This window comes from Streptomyces sp. NBC_00019, from assembly GCF_045041015.1.
Taxonomy (GTDB): Bacteria; Actinomycetota; Actinomycetes; order Streptomycetales; family Streptomycetaceae; genus Streptomyces.
This window is the reverse complement of record NZ_CP108302.1, coordinates 7,062,274-7,078,970: the sequence shown is the minus strand read 5'-3', so window position 1 is coordinate 7,078,970 and position 16,697 is coordinate 7,062,274. Positions and strand designations below refer to the sequence as shown.

Annotated in this window: 17 protein-coding genes; 9 read left to right on the top strand and 8 right to left on the bottom strand. The window is 70.1% G+C overall.

Annotated elements, in window-relative coordinates:
• Positions 1 to 140 precede the first annotated feature (140 nt).
• The 4 genes from OHU89_RS33575 (at position 141) to OHU89_RS33560 (ending at position 4,065) form a co-directional block, all read left to right on the top strand.
• Entirely contained in the window at positions 141 to 605 is a 465-nt protein-coding gene (locus tag OHU89_RS33575) for an SH3 domain-containing protein (RefSeq protein WP_405648508.1), read from the top strand.
• Positions 606 to 646: 41 nt separating this feature from the next.
• Positions 647 to 2,008: an FtsW/RodA/SpoVE family cell cycle protein gene (locus OHU89_RS33570; RefSeq protein WP_266888062.1), complete on the top strand. Its 1,362-nt coding sequence runs from the start codon at positions 647 to 649 to the stop codon at positions 2,006 to 2,008.
• 20 nt (positions 2,009 to 2,028) lie between these two features.
• Positions 2,029 to 3,486 (top strand): penicillin-binding transpeptidase domain-containing protein, encoded by a 1,458-nt coding sequence (locus OHU89_RS33565; protein ID WP_405654768.1) that lies wholly within the window; start codon positions 2,029 to 2,031, stop codon positions 3,484 to 3,486.
• Between the two features lie 72 nt (positions 3,487 to 3,558).
• The gene (locus tag OHU89_RS33560) at positions 3,559 to 4,065 is read left to right on the top strand and encodes a DUF3291 domain-containing protein (RefSeq protein ID WP_405648506.1); all 507 of its coding nucleotides are present in this window, start codon (positions 3,559 to 3,561) and stop codon (positions 4,063 to 4,065) included.
• Between the two features lie 21 nt (positions 4,066 to 4,086).
• Here OHU89_RS33560 and OHU89_RS33555 read toward each other — a convergent pair whose 3' ends face one another.
• Positions 4,087 to 4,983, bottom strand: coding sequence for an ADP-ribosylglycohydrolase family protein (locus OHU89_RS33555; RefSeq protein ID WP_405648504.1), 897 nt, complete (start codon positions 4,981 to 4,983; stop codon positions 4,087 to 4,089).
• A complete protein-coding gene (locus OHU89_RS33550; RefSeq protein ID WP_405648503.1) occupies positions 4,980 to 6,107 on the bottom strand; it encodes a ferritin-like domain-containing protein in 1,128 nt (375 codons plus the stop codon). The genes OHU89_RS33555 and OHU89_RS33550 overlap by 4 nt, the downstream gene beginning before the upstream one ends.
• Before the next feature lie 89 nt (positions 6,108 to 6,196).
• Here OHU89_RS33550 and OHU89_RS33545 point away from each other — a divergent pair, with 89 nt between their 5' ends.
• The 4 genes from OHU89_RS33545 (at position 6,197) to OHU89_RS33530 (ending at position 9,437) form a co-directional block, all read left to right on the top strand.
• Complete coding sequence (locus OHU89_RS33545) at positions 6,197 to 7,135, top strand: diiron oxygenase (protein WP_266888070.1); 939 nt, start codon at positions 6,197 to 6,199, stop codon at positions 7,133 to 7,135.
• Between the two features lie 179 nt (positions 7,136 to 7,314).
• Positions 7,315 to 7,962, top strand: coding sequence for a TetR/AcrR family transcriptional regulator (locus OHU89_RS33540; protein ID WP_405648501.1), 648 nt, complete (start codon positions 7,315 to 7,317; stop codon positions 7,960 to 7,962).
• 10 nt (positions 7,963 to 7,972) lie between these two features.
• Positions 7,973 to 8,284 carry a hypothetical protein gene (locus tag OHU89_RS33535; protein ID WP_266888074.1) on the top strand — a complete coding sequence of 104 codons (312 nt, stop codon included), beginning with the start codon at positions 7,973 to 7,975 and terminating at the stop codon, positions 8,282 to 8,284.
• Positions 8,285 to 8,387: 103 nt separating this feature from the next.
• The gene (locus OHU89_RS33530; protein WP_405648499.1) at positions 8,388 to 9,437 is read left to right on the top strand and encodes an NlpC/P60 family protein; all 1,050 of its coding nucleotides are present in this window, start codon (positions 8,388 to 8,390) and stop codon (positions 9,435 to 9,437) included.
• Here the strand turns inward: OHU89_RS33530 and OHU89_RS33525 are convergent.
• Genes OHU89_RS33525 through OHU89_RS33505 form a run of 5 tightly spaced genes read right to left on the bottom strand, consistent with a single transcriptional unit; the run spans position 9,416 to position 14,881 of the window.
• Complete coding sequence (locus tag OHU89_RS33525; RefSeq protein ID WP_405648497.1) at positions 9,416 to 10,663, bottom strand: styrene monooxygenase/indole monooxygenase family protein; 1,248 nt, start codon at positions 10,661 to 10,663, stop codon at positions 9,416 to 9,418. The two genes, OHU89_RS33530 and OHU89_RS33525, sit on opposite strands and share 22 nt — an antisense overlap.
• A 25-nt stretch (positions 10,664 to 10,688) precedes the next feature.
• Positions 10,689 to 11,333 (bottom strand): ATP/GTP-binding protein, encoded by a 645-nt coding sequence (locus OHU89_RS33520; RefSeq protein ID WP_266888080.1) that lies wholly within the window; start codon positions 11,331 to 11,333, stop codon positions 10,689 to 10,691.
• Positions 11,314 to 11,721 carry a DUF742 domain-containing protein gene (locus OHU89_RS33515; RefSeq protein ID WP_365392940.1) on the bottom strand — a complete coding sequence of 136 codons (408 nt, stop codon included), beginning with the start codon at positions 11,719 to 11,721 and terminating at the stop codon, positions 11,314 to 11,316. The genes OHU89_RS33520 and OHU89_RS33515 overlap by 20 nt, the downstream gene beginning before the upstream one ends.
• Positions 11,718 to 12,218 (bottom strand): roadblock/LC7 domain-containing protein, encoded by a 501-nt coding sequence (locus OHU89_RS33510; RefSeq protein WP_405648495.1) that lies wholly within the window; start codon positions 12,216 to 12,218, stop codon positions 11,718 to 11,720. Before OHU89_RS33510 ends, OHU89_RS33515 begins: the two co-directional genes overlap by 4 nt.
• Positions 12,215 to 14,881 carry a nitrate- and nitrite sensing domain-containing protein gene (locus tag OHU89_RS33505; RefSeq protein WP_405648493.1) on the bottom strand — a complete coding sequence of 889 codons (2,667 nt, stop codon included), beginning with the start codon at positions 14,879 to 14,881 and terminating at the stop codon, positions 12,215 to 12,217. Before OHU89_RS33505 ends, OHU89_RS33510 begins: the two co-directional genes overlap by 4 nt.
• 369 nt (positions 14,882 to 15,250) lie before the next feature.
• Here OHU89_RS33505 and OHU89_RS33500 point away from each other — a divergent pair, with 369 nt between their 5' ends.
• Positions 15,251 to 16,039, top strand: coding sequence for a protein phosphatase 2C domain-containing protein (locus OHU89_RS33500; protein ID WP_405648491.1), 789 nt, complete (start codon positions 15,251 to 15,253; stop codon positions 16,037 to 16,039).
• Positions 16,040 to 16,168: 129 nt separating this feature from the next.
• Here OHU89_RS33500 and OHU89_RS33495 read toward each other — a convergent pair whose 3' ends face one another.
• A complete protein-coding gene (locus OHU89_RS33495; RefSeq protein WP_405648489.1) occupies positions 16,169 to 16,663 on the bottom strand; it encodes a MarR family winged helix-turn-helix transcriptional regulator in 495 nt (164 codons plus the stop codon).
• Positions 16,664 to 16,697 lie beyond the last annotated feature (34 nt).

Below are 16,697 nucleotides of genomic sequence, written 5' to 3'. Positions count from 1 at the left end.
CCGACGGTTGTGTGGGGCTGGTCGCGCTTCCCCGCGCCCCTTGGGGCGTTCTCCTATGGCCCAGTTTGGAAGGCGGCCCACGGACAGCGCTCCTAATGTGGCGAATAGTCAAGTTCGCCCTACTTGTGGAGGTATCTCCCATGTCCCTGCGCTCCCGCCTCTCCATAACCGTCGTCGCCGGCGCCTTCCTCGCCGCGGCCGCCGTCACCCCCGCCGTCGCGAACGACGACTGGGGCGACTCCCAAAGCAACTCCCAGAGCGACTCCCAGAGCGACTCCCAGAGCGACCCCCGCGGCGACTGGGGCGGCTCGCAGGGCGAATCGCAGAGCGACTCCCGCGGTGACTGGGGTCAGCACCAGCAGAGCAACCAGCGCCTCTACAAGGGCGTCGTGACGGCCAGCACGCTGCGGCTGCGCAGCAAGCCGACGACCGGCTCCCAGGTCATCCGCTACGCCTACCAGGGCGAGATCGTGTCGATCTTCTGCAAGACCGGCGGTCAGAACATCGACGGCAACCACCTCTGGTACCTCCTCACGGACGGCACCTGGGCCTGGGGTGCCGCCCGGTACATCGACAACATCGGGCCCGCGCCACGCTGGTGCTGAGGCTAGGAAGACAACCTGCCCCATTTGGGTAAGTTCCGGACATGACCAAGGCCGGAACCACCGTGGCTCAAGCGGATCCCCCCGCTCCCGCTGTACGCCTCCCCCGGCGCCGTGGCATCGAACTCGCCCTCATCGTCGTCGCCGTACTGCTCTCCGTGTACGGCTACTGCGACGTCGGCCTCGCCACCTACGGCACCGTCCCGCCCGGCGCCGCCGGCTACGGCGCCGGGCTCGGTGTGCTGGCGCTGGTCGCGCATCTCGTGGTGCGTTACCGGGCGCCGTACGCCGATCCGCTGCTTCTGCCGATCGGCGTCCTGCTCAACGGACTCGGCCTGGTCCTCATCTACCGGCTCGACCTGGAAACGCCCGGCGACCGGGCGGCCCCCACCCAACTCGTGTGGTCCACGGTCGGTGTCGCCCTGTTCATCGTGACCGTGCTGCTGCTCCGCGACTATCGCGTGCTCCAGCGGTATGCGTACGTCTGCGTGGCGGCCGCGCTCGTGCTGCTCACCCTGCCGATCTTCTTCCCCTCCGTGAACGGTGCCCGGATCTGGATCCGGATCGCCGGATTCTCCATCCAGCCGGGCGAGTTCGCGAAGGTGCTCCTTGCGGTCTTCTTCGCGGCCTACCTCGCCGCCAACCGGAACGCGCTCGCGTACACGGGGCGTCGGGTGTGGCGGCTCCAGCTGCCGACCGGGCGGGTGCTCGGGCCGATCGTGGCGATCTGGCTGCTGAGTGTGTGCGTGCTGGTGCTGGAGCGGGACCTCGGCACCTCGCTGCTGTTCTTCGGACTGTTCGTGGTCCTGCTCTACGTCGCCACCGGGCGCACCGGCTGGATCGCCGTGGGCCTGCTGCTGGCCTCCTTCGGCGCGGTCGCCGTCGGATGGCTGGAGCCGCATGTGCACAGCAGGGTCGAGGACTGGCTGCATCCGTTCGCCACGATCGAGGCCGGCCAGGGGCCGAACCAGCTCGCGCAGTCCCTGTTCGCCTTCGCCGCCGGTGGCATGCTCGGCACCGGGCTGGGGCTCGGCCACTCGATCCTCATCGGGTTCGCGGCGAAGTCGGACTTCATCCTGGCCACGGCGGGCGAGGAGTTGGGGCTTGCCGGACTGTCGGCGATCTTCCTGCTCTACGCCCTGCTGGTGGAGCGCGGCATCCGGGCCGGGCTGGCGTTGCGCGATCCCTTCGGGCGGCTGCTCGCCGTCGGGCTCGCCTCGATCGTGGCGTTGCAGGTGTTCGTCATCGCCGGCGGGGTGACCGGACTGATCCCGCTGACCGGGATGGCGATGCCGTTCCTGGCGCAGGGCGGCTCGTCGGTCGTCACCAACTGGGCGATCGTGGCGCTGCTGATCCGGGTGAGCGACTCGGCCCGCAGCCAGTACGACGGGGAGGTGGCCCCATGACCCAGGACAGGACCCGGCACATGACCCGCTACATCCGGCACTCCGCCTGCTTCTGCGCCCTGCTGCTCGTGGCACTGCTCGTCAACGCCACCCGCGTCCAGGTCTTCGAGGCCGAGTCCTACGACGGCAACCCCGCCAACCGCCGCTCCTCCATCGCCCGTTACGGGCAGCCGCGCGGCGACATCCTGGTCGGCGGAGAGTCGGTCACCGGCTCCCAGGACACCGACGGGCGGCTGCGCTACGAACGGACGTATCCGAAGGGCCCGTTGTACGCGCCGGTCACCGGGTTCGCCTCGCAGATCTACGGCACGACGTTCCTGGAGCACGCCGAGGACGGCATCCTGTCCGGGACCGACCCGATGCTCTCGGGGTTCCCGCTGTGGAACGACTTCACCCGTGCCCAGAGCCCCGGCGGGAACGTGGTCACCACCATCGACGGGGCCGCCCAGGAGGCCGCCTACGCGGGGCTCGCCGGGCGGAAGGGCGCGGTGGCGGCGATCGAGCCGTCGAGCGGGCGGATTCTGGCGCTGGTGTCGAGTCCGTCGTACGACCCGGGGGTGCTGTCCGGGAACGACGCGGCCGTGGAGCGGTCCTGGGCGGGGCTGAACGAGGACCCGGACAAGCCGATGCTCAACCGGGCGATCCGGCAGACCTATCCGCCGGGTTCGACCTTCAAGGTGGTGACCGCGGCGGCCGCGCTGGACGCGGGGGTGGTGACGGACGTGGAGAAGCCGACCGACTCACCGGACCCGTACCGTCTGCCGGGCACCTCGACCTCGCTGGTGAACGAGGCGACGGGCTGCGAGGACGCCTCGGTGCACGCGGCCTTCGTGTGGTCGTGCAACACGGTGTTCGCCAAGCTGGGTGTGCGGGTCGGGGTGGCGGACATGGCGGCCACGGCGGCGGGGTTCGGCTTCAACGACCAGGGGCTCGGCATCCCGTTCTCCGTCGCCGAGAGCACCTTCGACGTCTCCGTCGACAAGGCGCAGCTCGCGCTGTCGTCGATCGGGCAGTACAACACGCGGGCCACACCGCTCCAGATGGCGATGGTGTCGGCGGCTGTCGCCAACGGGGGGCAGGTGCGGCCGCCGTATCTGGTGGAGCGTACGACCCGCTCGGGCGGCGCCACCGTGGCCGCGTCCGGCGCACGGACGGTACGGCAGGCGATGTACCCGTCGACCGCCGTACGTCTGAAGGAGCTGATGGAGGACGTGGTGCGGGAGGGCACCGGCACCAACGCCGCGATCCCCGGCGCGACCGTCGGCGGCAAGACCGGCACCGCGCAGCACGGGGTGGGCAACTCCGGGACGCCGTACGCCTGGTTCATCTCCTGGGCGCAGGGCGAGCGCGACATGGAACCGAAGGTCGCGGTCGCCGTGGTGGTGGAGGACGCGGAGGCGGACCGGGGGGAGATCAGCGGGGGCGGGGACGCGGCGCCGATCGCCCGGGCGGTGATGGAGGCGGCGCTCAACTCGTAGGTTGGCGGCGTCTGTTCACGTGGTGAGACGGGGTCTGTACTTCCGACAGAGGACCGACCTACCGTTCGGTACATGACTTCAGCCGTCGCGTACGAACTCGCCCAGGTCAATATCTCCCGCCTCAAGTTCCCGCTGGACTCACCCGAGTTGAAGGACTTCGTCGACGCGCTCGACCCGGTCAACGCCTCCGCGGAGGCGGCCGACGGCTACGTCTGGCGCCTGCAGTCCGAGGCGGGCGACGCGACCGACATCAAGGTCTTCGGCGACGACTGGCTGATCATCAACCTGACGATGTGGCGGGACACCAACGCCCTGACGGCCTTCATGTACCAGGGCCAGCACCGCGAGATGCTGGCCCGGCGCCGCGAGTGGTTCGAGAAGGTCGCGGAGGCGATGACGGCCCTGTGGTGGGTCCCGGCCGGCCATCGCCCGACGGTCGCGGAGGCCGAGTCCCGGCTCCTGCACCTCCGGGCCAACGGCCCGACACCGTACGCCTTCACCCTGCGGACGTCGTTCCCGGCCCAGGGTGCGGAGCCGGTTTCGTTCGCGGTGCCGGAGGATCTGGGCTGCGGGGTCTAGGGCCTGTACGGCGGACAGCCCCTAGCCGACTCCGCCGGGTACCGCCTCCCGACGTCGCAGCCACCCCTCCGGCACGTCCTCCACGCCCGTGCGGGCGGCGACGACGCCGCCCGTGATGGCGCAGGTGGTGTCGACGTCGCCGAAGCCCTCGGCGGTGGACCAGAGGGCGGAGACGAGGTCGTCGGCGTGGCGGGCGGCGGTCCAGAGGGCGAAGGGGACGGTGTCGTCGGCACGGATCCGCTGTCCGTTGCCGAGGAGGTCGGAGGCCTTCCAGGGTTCCGTGGAGAAGGGGACTTCCGCGGCACGGACGAGACCCTCCTGCACCGCGCTCCGGGGCGTCAGCGACGCCACCGCGTCCAGCGTCAGCTCATGTCCGGCCGACAGCGCCGCGGCCACCGCCACGGCGACCGCACCCGCGACCCCCTCCGGGTGGGCGTGCGTGACCTCGGCCGACAGGGTGGCCTGCTCGACCACCCGGGACAGATCGGTGTGGAACCACGCGCCCAACGGCGCCACCCGCATCGCCGCACCGTTGCCGAGGCTGCCCTCGCCGCCGAAGAGCTCCCGGGCGAACTCGGGCCAGCGGCCCGGCTCGTGGAGCAGCCGGGGCAGCAGCTGGTGCATGCCATGGCCGTATCCACGGGCGGGATCGGCGTCGTAGCCGAGCGCGAACGCCTGGGCCAGCTCGGTCCGGCGTACCTCACCGAACTCGTCGAGCACCCGGAAGATCCCGAGCGCCATGGCCGTGTCGTCGGTCCAGTGCCACTCGGGCTCCTGCGGCATACGACGGTCACGGACCTCGTTGTACGCCTGCCGGGGCTCGCGGAAGAGCGGGAACCACCGCTCGCCGAACGCGTCACCGAGGGCGAGACCCTCGAGGCTGCGCCGCGCTACGACACGGTCCGAGACGATGGTCACTCACTGGCCCCCAGCTCGATCGACTGCCGCACTTCAGCGACGCGTTCATGCTCCTCCGCCGCGAACCGTTCCGCATCCAGTTTCTCGGCGACCTCCTCGTCCTGGGCCATCAGCAGGTCGAGGTTGGAGTCCCCCATCTCGAAGACCCCCATGTCGACATAGGCCTGCTGGAGCCGCTTGCCCCACAGCCCGATGTCCTTGACGCACGGCACGATGCGCGAGAACAGCAACTGCCGGAACAGGGCGAGGAATTCGGACTGCTCGCTGTACTCCTCGGCCTCGGCGGTCGGGATCCCGAAGTTCTCCAGGACCTCGACACCCCGCAGCCGGTCCCGCATCAGATAGCAGCCCTCGATGACGAACTCCTCCCGCTCCCGGAGTTCGGCATCGCTGAGCTGCTTGTAGTAGTCCCGCAGCGCCATCCGCCCGAAGGCCACGTGCCGGGCCTCGTCCTGCATGACGTAGGCGAGGATCTGCTTGGGCAGCGGCTTGTCGGTCGTGTCGCGGATCATCCCGAAGGCGGCAAGGGCAAGCCCCTCGATGAGGACCTGCATCCCCAGATAGGGCATGTCCCACCGGCTGTCCCGCAGTGTGTCGCCGAGCAGGGACTGGAGGTTGTCGTTGATCGGGTAGAGCATCCCGATCTTCTCGTGCAGGAACCGGCCGTAGATCTCCGCGTGCCGGGCCTCGTCCATCACCTGGGTCGCCGAGTAGAGCTTGGCGTCGAGATCGGGCACGGACTCGACGATCCGCGCCGCGCAGACCATCGCGCCCTGCTCACCGTGCAGGAACTGGCTGAACTGCCAGGAGGCGTAGTGCTGCCGCAGCTCCCCCTTGTCCTTCTCCGTCAGCTTCGCCCAGTGCTTGGTGCCGTACAGGGACATGGACTCGTCGGGCGTGCCGAGCGGGTCGTCCGGATCGACCTCCAACTCCCAGTCGATGCGCTTCTGCCCGTCCCACTGCTTGTCCTTGCCCTTCTGGTACAGGGCGAGCAGACGGTCCCGTCCGGAGCCGTTCTCTTGGCCAACAAACATGGCCTCCCAGCTGAAACGCGCCGCGCCGGTGGCCGGCACCTGCCAGTGAGGGTCTCCCGGATCTGTGGCGTACAGGTCGAAAGTCGGCATGTCCCGCAGGCTCACACGCGGTAGACGCGGGGTCAACAAGTCGCGCGCGAGGGATTGACGAGCTTGCTGACAAGCAGTCTCATAAGGGCATGACGACGTTGACGGACGCCGACGCGCTCGCGGGGCTGCGCGATGCGCTCGGCCTGCTCAAGGACCGGGAGCAGGTGGCCCAGCGGCTCCTCGACTCCTCCGCGAAGCACTCCTTCGACCCGGACAAGGAACTGGACTGGGAGGCGCCCTTCGAGGAGGGCAAGTGGTTCTGGCCCCCGGAACTGGTCTCCCTCTACGACACCCCGATGTGGAAACGGATGAGCGAGGAGCAGCGCATCCTGCTCTCCCAGCACGAGGCGGCGGCGCTGGCCTCGCTGGGCATCTGGTTCGAGATCATCCTGATGCAGCTGCTCGTCCGGCACATCTACGACAAGGCGGCGACGAGTGCGCACGTGCGCTACGCGTTGACCGAGATCGAGGACGAGTGCCGGCACTCGAAGATGTTCGCCCGCCTGATCTCGCGCGGCGGCACCCCCTGGTACCCGGTCAGCCGGGCCCACCAGAACCTGGGCCGCCTCTTCAAGACCATCTCCACCACCCCCGGCTCCTTCACGGCCACGCTGCTCGGCGAGGAGGTCCTCGACTGGATGCAGCGGCTGACGTTCCCGGACGAGCGGGTGCAGCCCCTGGTCCGGGGCGTGACCCGTATCCACGTCGTGGAGGAGGCCCGCCATGTCCGCTACGCCCGTGAGGAACTGCGCCGCCAGATGATGACGGCGCCTCGGTGGTCGCAGGAGTTCACGCGGGTCACCTCCGGTGAGTTCGCGCGCGTCTTCTCCGTGGCCTTCGTCAATCCCGAGGTCTACACGAACGTAGGCCTGGACCAGCGAGAGGCCATGGCGCAGGTGAAGGCGAGCGGCCACCGCCGGGAGGTCATGCAGACGGGCTCGAAGAAGCTGACGGACTTCCTGGACGACATCGGGGTGCTGCGGGGTGTCGGGCGACGCCTGTGGAGAGCTTCGGGGCTGCTGGCCTGATGGTCGCCTGCGGGCCGGTGGGGGCTGGTCGCGCCCACGCGGCGGAGCCGCATATTGATACAGCCCCGCGCCCCTGGGTGGGTACAGCTGGGCATGCGTTGACTGCACCCACCTCAGGGGCGCGGGGAACTGCGCGACCAGCCACGACGCACCCGCAGACGCCCGACTACGCTGCACCCATGACCCCTGCCGCGCCCGCCTATCGCCGTCTGAGTGTCGAAGAGCGCCGCACCCAGCTCCTCGAAGCCGCCCTCAGCCTCTTCGCGCACCGCGCACCCGAGGACGTGTCTCTAGACGACGTGGCGGAGGCGGCCGGAGTCTCGCGGCCCCTGGTGTACCGGTACTTCCCCGGCGGCAAGCAGCAGCTGTACGAGGCCGCTCTCAGATCCGCCGCCGATGAACTCCAGCAGTGCTTCGACGAGCCCCGCGAGGGCCCGCTGCTCGTCCGTCTCTCCCGTGCCCTCGACCGCTACCTCGCCTTCGTCGACCAGCACGACGCCGGATTCAGCGCGCTGCTCCAGGGCGGCAGCGTGGTCGAGACGTCCCGCACCACCGCCATCGTGGACGGCGTACGCCGAGCCGCGGCCGAGCACATCCTCAGCCACCTCGGGGTCACCGAACCCGGCCTCCGGCTCCGCATGACCGTACGCATGTGGATCACCGCCGTGGAGGCGGCGTCCCTGATCTGGCTCGACGAGGGCAAGCAGCCTCCCCTCGACGAGCTCCGCGACTGGCTGGTAGAGCAGTTCGTCGCCGTACTCACCGTCACCGCCGCCCGCGACCCGCAGACGGCGACGCTGGCGCAGACCCTCACGTCGCATATCTGAGACTGGTCCCGTGAAGAGCGAAGACACCCCCTTCGAGGGCGGGCCGATGGACGGCCGCGTGCTGCCCGTCCTCCTGGGCCCCACCGGCCACCCGCCCAAGCAGTACCGCATCCCGGTCCCGGACGCCGCCGGGGGCCCGCCCACCGTGCTGGTCTACCGCCGTGTCCCACGGGGCCAGAGCAAGCGGCTCGGCCTCCCGCAGGGGTGGAAGTACGAGTACGAGCCCGAGGGCACGCCCTCCCGTCTGCGCTGGCCATGGTCGAAACCCGCCACCAAGCCCGACGCCACGCCGGGCGGCAAGCGGGAGGACACCGACGGGTGACGTGATTGGGCCGAACCGCGCACGCTCGGCGCGCGCGCCCTTCCGACCCGTCCCATGCTCGCCGTGCGGAACAGAACGGCTGTCCCGCACCGGAGGTGATGACGTGTCAGGAAGGCTTCTGCGCCTGGCGTGTACGGCGGCGATCGCGGCCGGTACAGCCCTGGCGCCCGTGCCCGCGAACGCCGTACCGGAACCCGGTGAGCGCACGGTCGCCGAACTGCTGACGGACCTTCAGCGCCTGTACCGGGAGGCGGAGCAGGCCACGGAGACGTACAACGCGACCGAGGAGAAGCTGAAGAAACAGAAGGCGGAGGTACTCCGCCTGGACACCGCGCTGTCGCGGGCCCGGCTCTCCCTCCACGACAGCCGGGGCGCGGCCGGCCGCCTGGCCCGCCAGCAGTACCAGAACAGCACCAACATCTCCCCGTACGTCCGTCTGCTCCTGGCCCGCGACCCCCAGCACGCCCTCGACCAGGGCCATGTCATCGGCCAGTTGGCCCGGGAGCGCGCCGAGACGGTCGGCCGCCTGACCGGCAGCGAGAAAAAGGCCGACGGTGTGGCGCGCGAGGCCCGCAAGGCACTGGACGCCCAACTCACGCTGGCCGCACGCCAGAAGAAGGACCGGGACGGTGTACAGAAGAAGCTGCACGACGTCGAGGAGCTGCTCTCCTCCTTGAGCGAGGAGCAGTTGCGGGAGCTCGCCCGGTTCGAGAAGGACGAGATCACCGAGGCGCAGGACGAGCTCATCGCGTCGGGTGCCCTGAGCGACAAGGACCGCAAGCCGTCGGACCAGGGCGACAAGGCGGTGCGCTACGCCATGGACCAGCTCGGGAAGCCGTACAAGTGGGGTGCGGAGGGGCCGAAGGAGTTCGACTGCTCAGGTCTGACCTCGGAGGCGTGGGGTCATGCGGGGACGCCCATCCCCCGGACCAGCGAGGAGCAGTGGGCGCGGCTCCCCCGTATCCCTCTCAAGGAGCTGCGCCCCGGCGACCTGGTGATCTACTTCGCCGACGCCACCCACGTGGCGATGTACCTGGGCAAGGGCGAGATCGTCCAGGCTCCGAGGACCGGCGAGAAGGTCAAGCTGTCGCCGATCGCGTCGAACCCGATCCTCGGAGCCGTACGCCCTGATCAGGACAGCGAGGCCAGGTAGGCCGCCGTCTTCTCGGGCTCGTAGAAGAAGTTCTCGAAGTCGGCCGGGTCGTCGAACGCGTTGGCGAACCGGTCGGCGGCGGGCTGCAACTGCCCTGCCGCACCGATGAGGTTCAGGACGTGCTCCGGCGGCGGCGCCAGCATCGCGTTCGTCCACTTGGTGACGTGCTGGGCCGTGTCCCAGTAGCGGTCGAACGCCCCCTGCATCCAGTCCTCGTCGAACTCCTTCTCCCCTCGCTCGAGGATCGACGCGAGGTACGAAGCGGCGCACTTGGCGGCGGAGTTGGAGCCCTGGCCGGTGATCGGGTCGTTCGCGACGACGACGTCGGCGACACCGAGGACAAGTCCGCCACCGGGGAGACGGCCGATGGGGTTACGGACGGTGGGCGCGTACCGGCCCGCCAACGTGCCACCGGCGTCGGTCAGTTCGACCTTCGTGGCCCGCGCGTACTCCCACGGCGTGAACCTCTCCATGAGTTCCAGGGTCAGGGAGAGGTGTTCCGCGGGGTCCTTCACGCCGTTGAAGACGTCGAGCGGGCCGCCGGGTATGCCCTCCCAGAACAGGATGTCCGCGCGGCCGGAGGTCGTGAGGGTCGGCATGATGAACAGCTCGCCGACACCGGGGACCAGGTTGCAGCGGACCGCGTCGTACTCCGGGTGCTCGGGCCGGGGGCCCAGGCCGTGGACGTACGACACGGCCAGCGCGCGCTGCGGCTCGCTGTACGGCGAACGGGAGGCGTCCCGGCCGAACATCGACACCAGCTCGCCCTTGCCCGCCGACACCAGCACCAGGTCGTACGTACGGGCGAAGTAGTCGAGGTCGGAGACCGCCGCGCCGTGGATGACGAGCTGGCCGCCGCGCTGGGCGAACGTCTCCATCCAGCCCGCCATCTTCACGCGCTGGTCGACCGACTGCGCGTACCCGTCGAGCTTGCCCACCCAGTCGATCGCACGGGCCGCCGGGCCCTCGGCCCACGAGCCGGGGGCCGCGACCGAGACGCCGAGTCCTTCGATCTTCGGGGCCTGGGACTCCCAGAAGTTCAGCTGGAGATCGCGCTCGTGCTGCAGTGCCGTGTGGAACATGCACTGCGTCGACATGACCCGGCCGGAGCGGATCTCGTCCGCCGTCCGGTTCGACATCAGGGTGACCTCGTACCCGTGCGACTGGAGTCCGAGGGCGAGCTGGAGACCGGACTGGCCGGCCCCTACGACGAGTATCTTCCGCATACGGCTGGTGGCTCCTTGGTCGCGACTACTCAGGTGTTTCGTCCAGCGCGTGGCCGACGAGGGCCAGGAGGCTCTCGATCACGGAGATCCGGCGGCGCGCATCCATGATCATTACAGGTATGTGCGCGGGGATCGTCAACGCCTCCCGCACGTCCTCCGGTTCGAAGAGCTCACTCTCGTCGAAGTGGTTGACCGCGACGACGTACGGCAGTCCGCAGCTCTCGAAGTAGTCCAGCGCCGGGAAGCAGTCCTTCAGACGGCGGGTGTCGGCCAGCACGACCGCGCCGATCGCACCGCGCACCAGGTCGTCCCACATGAACCAGAACCGCTGCTGGCCCGGCGTGCCGAACAGATAGAGCACCAGGTCGTCGTCGAGCGTGAGGCGGCCGAAGTCCATGGCCACGGTGGTGGTGAGCTTGCCGGGCGTGGCGGTGAGGTCGTCGGTCTCCTCGCTCGCCTCGGTCATCAGCGCCTCGGTCTGCAGGGGCGTTATCTCCGAGACGGCGGTGACGAGCGTGGTCTTGCCGACGCCGAAGCCGCCGGCCACGACTATCTTCGTCGCGATCGGGGCCCGGGTACGGTCCGTCTGCCAGGACCTGAGGTTGTCGTCGGTTTCGACTTCGACGAGTGGGGCGACGCCACGAGCGGCGTCAGAGACGACGGAGTCCACTCAGCACCCTTTCGAGCAGAGCGCGGTCCGGGCGGCCGGTCCCGTGACCGGTGCCGGTGCCGTACACACGGATCTTTCCCTGGTCCGCGAGGTCGCTCAGGAGCACGCGGACCACGCCGAGCGGCATCTTCAGCAGCGCGGCGATCTCGGCCACCGTGCGCATACGGCGGCAGAGTTCGACGATGGCCCGCATCTCCGGCATGACCCGGGTGTTGAGGGAGCCATTCGTCAGTTCCTTGCGCTCCTCGGGGGCCTCCAGTGCCGCGACGAACGTCTCCACGAGGAGGACGTGGCCGAAGCGGGTGCGGCCGCCGGTGAGCGAGTAGGGGCGGACGCGGGCGGGCTTGCGGTCGCCGCCGCGGACCGGGAGGTTCGGACGGCCGGTCATCGCGCGCCCCCCGTGGTCTCGGACTCCAGCGACTGCCTTAGCTCACTGCGGAGTTCGGGGGTCAGGACGTGTCCGGCACGGCCGACGAACAACGCCATGTGGTACGCCACGACGCTCATGTCACTGTCCGCGGAGCCGTGCACACCGAGCAGCGAGCCGTCGCTGATCGACATCACGAACAGGCTGCCCTCGTCCATCGCGACCATCGTGTGCTTCACCCCGCCCGACTCCATGAGCTTGGCGGCGCCGATGGTGAGGCTGCCGATGCCGGACACGATGGTCGCGAGGTCGGCGGAGGAGCCTCGTGGGCCCTTCGGGGTGGTGCGGGTCCGACGGGCCTTGTCGTTGGTGCCGGGGTCGGAGGAGAGCAGGAGCAGTCCGTCCGATGAGACCACCGCTACTGACTGGATGCCCGGCACCTCCTCGACCAGGTTCGTCAGCAGCCAGTGCAGGTTGCGGGCTTCACTGCTCAGTCCGAAGGTACTGGGCGCGGTCAACTGCTTGCCTCCTCGGGAGTTCCCCCCGTGGATTCTTCGCTGTGTGCGGGTGTCCTCGTCTGACCCGTCTGTTCGGCGATCTCGGCTTCTACGTCGCGGTAGCCGGCCTCCGCCCCCCGGCGGAAGCCGCCGAGCCTCCGGCGGAGGGCCTCGGCGTCCACGGAACTGCTTCGCGGGCGCGGTGTGGTCGCGGGCGCGGCGATCTTGGGTGTGCGCTTGGGGAGGCCCTTTGCGGTGAGCTGGTCCTCGTCCGGGGTGCGCTCGTGTTCGGTGTCGTCGTCGTCGGACGCGGGTGGCCCCTGTAGGGGTTCCTCAGCGTCGGCGGCCACGGGTTCAGGGGTTGCTTCGGGCTCCGCCGGAATCGGTACCAGCAGCTCCATCGTCGTCTCGGCAGGGCTCTCCTCCCCTGCCGTCTCCGACGTCCGTACGGCCTTCTCCGCCAGGGCCACCAGCACGTCGCCGGTGCCCGAACGGGTGGGCAGGACGTTGGAGTTGGCCTCCGCGTCGGCGCCCGGGAGGGAGAAGGTGTGGGTGGCACCGGACAGCGGGGCGGCGGAGGGGACCGCGGCGGACGGTGCCGGCGCCAGCAGACCCTTCGGGAGAACGACCACCGCGGCGATGCCGCCCTGCTTCTGCTCACGGAGCTGGACGCGGACGCCGTGGCGGTGGGCCAGGCGGGCGACGACGTACAGGCCGAGGCCGAGTCCCTCCTCGCCCTCCTGGTCGTACGGGGAGTCCGGGTCGAAGTCGCCGAGGCGGGAGTTGAGACGGGTCAGCCGCTCGTCGGTCACGCCGATGCCCTCGTCCTGGACGGAGAGCATGACCTCGCCGCTCTCCAGCAGCCAGCCGGAGACCTCGACGGGCATGTCCGGCGGGGAGAACGACGTGGCGTTCTCCATCAGCTCGGCCAGGAGGTGGGACAGGTCGTCGGCCGCGAAGCCCGCGACATGCGCGTGCGGGGGCAGGGCCGCGATGCGGACGCGCTCGTAGCGCTCGATCTCGCTCACCGCCGCCCGTACGACATCCACCAGCGGGACCGGACCGGCGTGCTGCTGGACGTGTTCCGTGCCGGCGAGGACGAGGAGGTTCTCGCTGTGGCGGCGCATGACCGTGGCGAAGTGGTCGAGCTTGAAGAGGGTGGCGAGGCGGTCGGGGTCCTGCTCGCGCTCCTCCAGGCCCTCGATGACGGCGAGTTGGCGTTCCACCAGGCCGAGGGTGCGCAGGGCGAGGTTGACGAAGGTGCCGCCGATGCTCTCGCGAAGACGCGCCAACTGGGCGGCGGACTCGGCGAGTTCGGTGCGCAGCTCCTCGCGGGCGTCGGCCATCTTCTGGCGCTGGCCGACGAGGTGCTTGCGGTCGGACTCCAGGGTGGCGACGCGCTCCTGGACGGCGACGGCGTGCGCGTGCAGGGCGTTGACGGAGCGGACGACCTGGGCGAACTCGTCGTTGCGGCCGGTGAACTTGACCGGTTCCTCGGTGGTCGGCTCCTCGGACTGTGCCAACCGGGCGGAGCCCAGGCGCAGGACGGCGAGCGGGCGGGTCAGGGTGCGGGCCATGGCGGTGGCGATACCGACGGCCAGCAGCATGAGGGCGCCGAGGATCGCGACGCGCAGCTCCAGCGCGGTGACGTCGTCGTCGCGGAGCTGGGCGAGGTCCTTGGTGCGCTGGTTGTAGAGGGCTGACTCCACACCGCGCATCAGGTCCACTCGGGCGGAGAGGGCGGCGTCGGCCTTCTTGGTGCTGGTGTCGAGTTCGCCGTCGGAGAGCGTGGCCTGGTCGGTGAGGGCGGCGAGGTATTTCTCGGCGGAGTTGACCTCGGGGCCGGTGACCGTGGAGTCGAAGCTGTTCTTCGCGGCCTCGGGAGCCGTGTCGTGGAAGTCGGCGAGGGCGGCGTCGGAGCGCAGCCGGGCCTGCTGGGCGGCGGCGGTGAGGGCGTCGCGCTGCTTGGTGTCTGCGGCCGAGGAGGTGACGACGGTGGAGGAGAGTCCGGTGACGGGGTCGGTGACCGTCTGGGTGGTGCGGGGCACGCTGAGCGCCGCGAGGAGCAGGCCGCGGGCGGCGGCCGACTGCTGTACGGCGGAGTCCAGCTCGGCGAGCGCGTAGGCGCCGGAGCCCGCGCGGGGCGGCATCTGCTCGGCCAGGTGCTCGGCGAGACGGTGCAGCTCGTTGATGGCCGCGGAGTAGGTCTGGTGCACCCCGAGGGCGGAGCTCTTGCCGGTGAGCGCGGCCCGGCGCAGGGCGGCGATGCCCTCGAGATCCGTACGGAGGTCTGCGGGGGTGTCGGTGTCGGCGCGCAACTCCTCGACCTGGCGGTCGACGCGGACGCTGCGCTGCTCGGAGGGCGCCTTGGACTTGGCGCGCCCGGCGGCGACGTACGACGTGACCTCGTCCCGCTCGTCGGCGAGCGAGTGCGCGAGGATCAGGGCGTCCTGGGTCTGCTCGGCGAGCGTCACCAGGTCCTGGGAGTCGCTCAGTTCGCCCGAGGCGGCGAGGATCGAGGGGGTACCGGCTCCGGCGATGGCGGCGGCCACGACGGCCGCGGCGACGATCAGCCGGTTGCGTACGTGGGTGGGGCGGCCCTTGCCGACGGCGGAACCGTCGGCGGTGGCGGGATCGGCGGGGGCCGTCTGCTTGCTCGTACGACGAGGCCGCGTCTTCTGCACCGGTGCTCGCATTCCTGACTCGTGTGCCCATGGGCCCGGGTGACGCTCCGTCAACTGGAGTCACACACCGGGTACGTTTCCCGACCCTCCCAGTGCCGCTGTGCAGCGGGCGCGCATCACCCGACCCGCCACCCGAAGGAGTGAACCCCGGACGGGAGTTGGCGAGCAAGTTCCGGTGGCATGGTCAGCGATCTTGACCGGCGGGCCGGTTGGACGTCGCCGCCGACCGATGGCATTATCCGCCACCACGCCTTCCCGGAGTGAACCATTCCCTCCCAAACCAGGCGCCTGACCTGCGCGACTGCGCCCGTCCGACGACCATTGCCAGCCTTTCGTGAACACCGTGAAGGGCTCGTGCAGACTGGCCGAATGCGTACGGAACTTATCTCGGAGCCCGGCGACCGGACCCGCCCCAACGAGGACTTCGCGAGTGTCGCCCTTCCGGCCTCCGGACAGGGCGGGGCGCTCGTGGTCCTGGACGGCGTCACGCCGCCGGCGGGCGAGACGGGGTGTCTGCATTCCGTCCCCTGGTTCACGGCACGACTGGGTGGCGCACTGACCGAACTGACCGTTTCCCTCCCCGATGTTCCGCTGACCGAGGCGCTGAGCCTCGCCGTCTCGCGTACCTCCGAGTCCCACGCTCACACCTGTGACCTTTCTCACCCACGCACACCACAGGCCACGGTGGTTGTCGCACGCTGGTCGGCGCGGACGGTGGAGTACCTGGTCCTCTCGGACTCGGCCCTGCTGCTGGAGTCGGAGGACGGCACGGTGACAGCCGTCCTCGACGACCGCCTCTCCCGCCTCCCCCGCTCCTCCCTGACCTCGGACGCCCTCATCGACTCGACCCTCCGCAACAAGGAGAACGGCTTCTTCACCGCCGCGGCCGATCCGTCGGTGGCAGGCCGTGCGGTGACGGGCGCACTACCGCGCCCGTCGGTCCGGTCCCTGGCCGCGCTGACGGACGGCGCGACCCGGTGGGTGGAGAAGTTCCGCGAGGGCGACTGGACGGACTGCTTCACCTTCGTACGCAAGGACGGGGCGGGGGCGTTGGTGGCGCGAGTGCGGGAGTTGGAGGGCGCGGACGCGGAGGGGCGGGTGTATCTGGGGCGGAGCAAGACGCATGACGATGCGACGGTGGTGTACGTCGAGCTGTGAGGCGGGGTCAAGGGCTCGGGGACGCCTCGGCACTGACCGAGGGGCCTGCTCCCGGGTTCGTGCGCGGTGAGAACGGTGGCCGCCCCGGGGCTGCCGAGCCCGACGACGAGCCACCGATCGCCGGCCAGGTCAGCGCTCCATGCCCCGGTTCAGCTCATGCAGCAGACGCGCGAGTTCGGACACCTCGCGGGGGTTCCAGTCCGCCAGCCGCCCCGCGTACCGCGCGCGTCGTGCGTTCCGTACCCGCCCCACCCGGGACCGCCCCTCCGCCGTGAGCTCGACGAGCCAGGCGCGGCCGTCCGCGGGGTCCGGGGCGCGGGTGACGAGGCCGAGGGTCTCGAGGGCGCGGAGTTGACGGGACATGGTGGCCTTGCCCACGCCGATGTACGCGGCGAGTTCCGTGGCGCGCTGTTGACCGGACTCCTCGAGGCGCACCAGCAACCCGTACGCGGCGGACTCCAGGTCGGGGTGGACCTCGCGGGCCATCTCGCCCTGGTTGGCCCGGGCGCGCCGCAGGAGCACGGTCAACTCGCGTTCCAACGCGAGGAATTCGGGCTGGTCGAGACCAGTCCTGGACCCGCTGGACACGTCTCCGTGCCCGCCGCTGTTCCCGTCTTCGTGCACGTCAGCCCCTGCCTCGGTTTTCCCGGTCCTGAAA

Coding starts and splice junctions, on each gene's coding strand:
- OHU89_RS33575 (WP_405648508.1), top strand. CDS start 141: ATGTCCCTGCGCTCCCGCCTCTCCATAACCGTCGTCGCCGGCGCCTTC.
- OHU89_RS33570 (WP_266888062.1), top strand. CDS start 647: ATGACCAAGGCCGGAACCACCGTGGCTCAAGCGGATCCCCCCGCTCCC.
- OHU89_RS33565 (WP_405654768.1), top strand. CDS start 2,029: ATGACCCGCTACATCCGGCACTCCGCCTGCTTCTGCGCCCTGCTGCTC.
- OHU89_RS33560 (WP_405648506.1), top strand. CDS start 3,559: ATGACTTCAGCCGTCGCGTACGAACTCGCCCAGGTCAATATCTCCCGC.
- OHU89_RS33550 (WP_405648503.1), bottom strand. CDS start 6,107: ATGCCGACTTTCGACCTGTACGCCACAGATCCGGGAGACCCTCACTGG.
- OHU89_RS33545 (WP_266888070.1), top strand. CDS start 6,197: ATGACGACGTTGACGGACGCCGACGCGCTCGCGGGGCTGCGCGATGCG.
- OHU89_RS33540 (WP_405648501.1), top strand. CDS start 7,315: ATGACCCCTGCCGCGCCCGCCTATCGCCGTCTGAGTGTCGAAGAGCGC.
- OHU89_RS33525 (WP_405648497.1), bottom strand. CDS start 10,663: ATGCGGAAGATACTCGTCGTAGGGGCCGGCCAGTCCGGTCTCCAGCTC.
- OHU89_RS33515 (WP_365392940.1), bottom strand. CDS start 11,721: ATGACCGGCCGTCCGAACCTCCCGGTCCGCGGCGGCGACCGCAAGCCC.
- OHU89_RS33500 (WP_405648491.1), top strand. CDS start 15,251: ATGCGTACGGAACTTATCTCGGAGCCCGGCGACCGGACCCGCCCCAAC.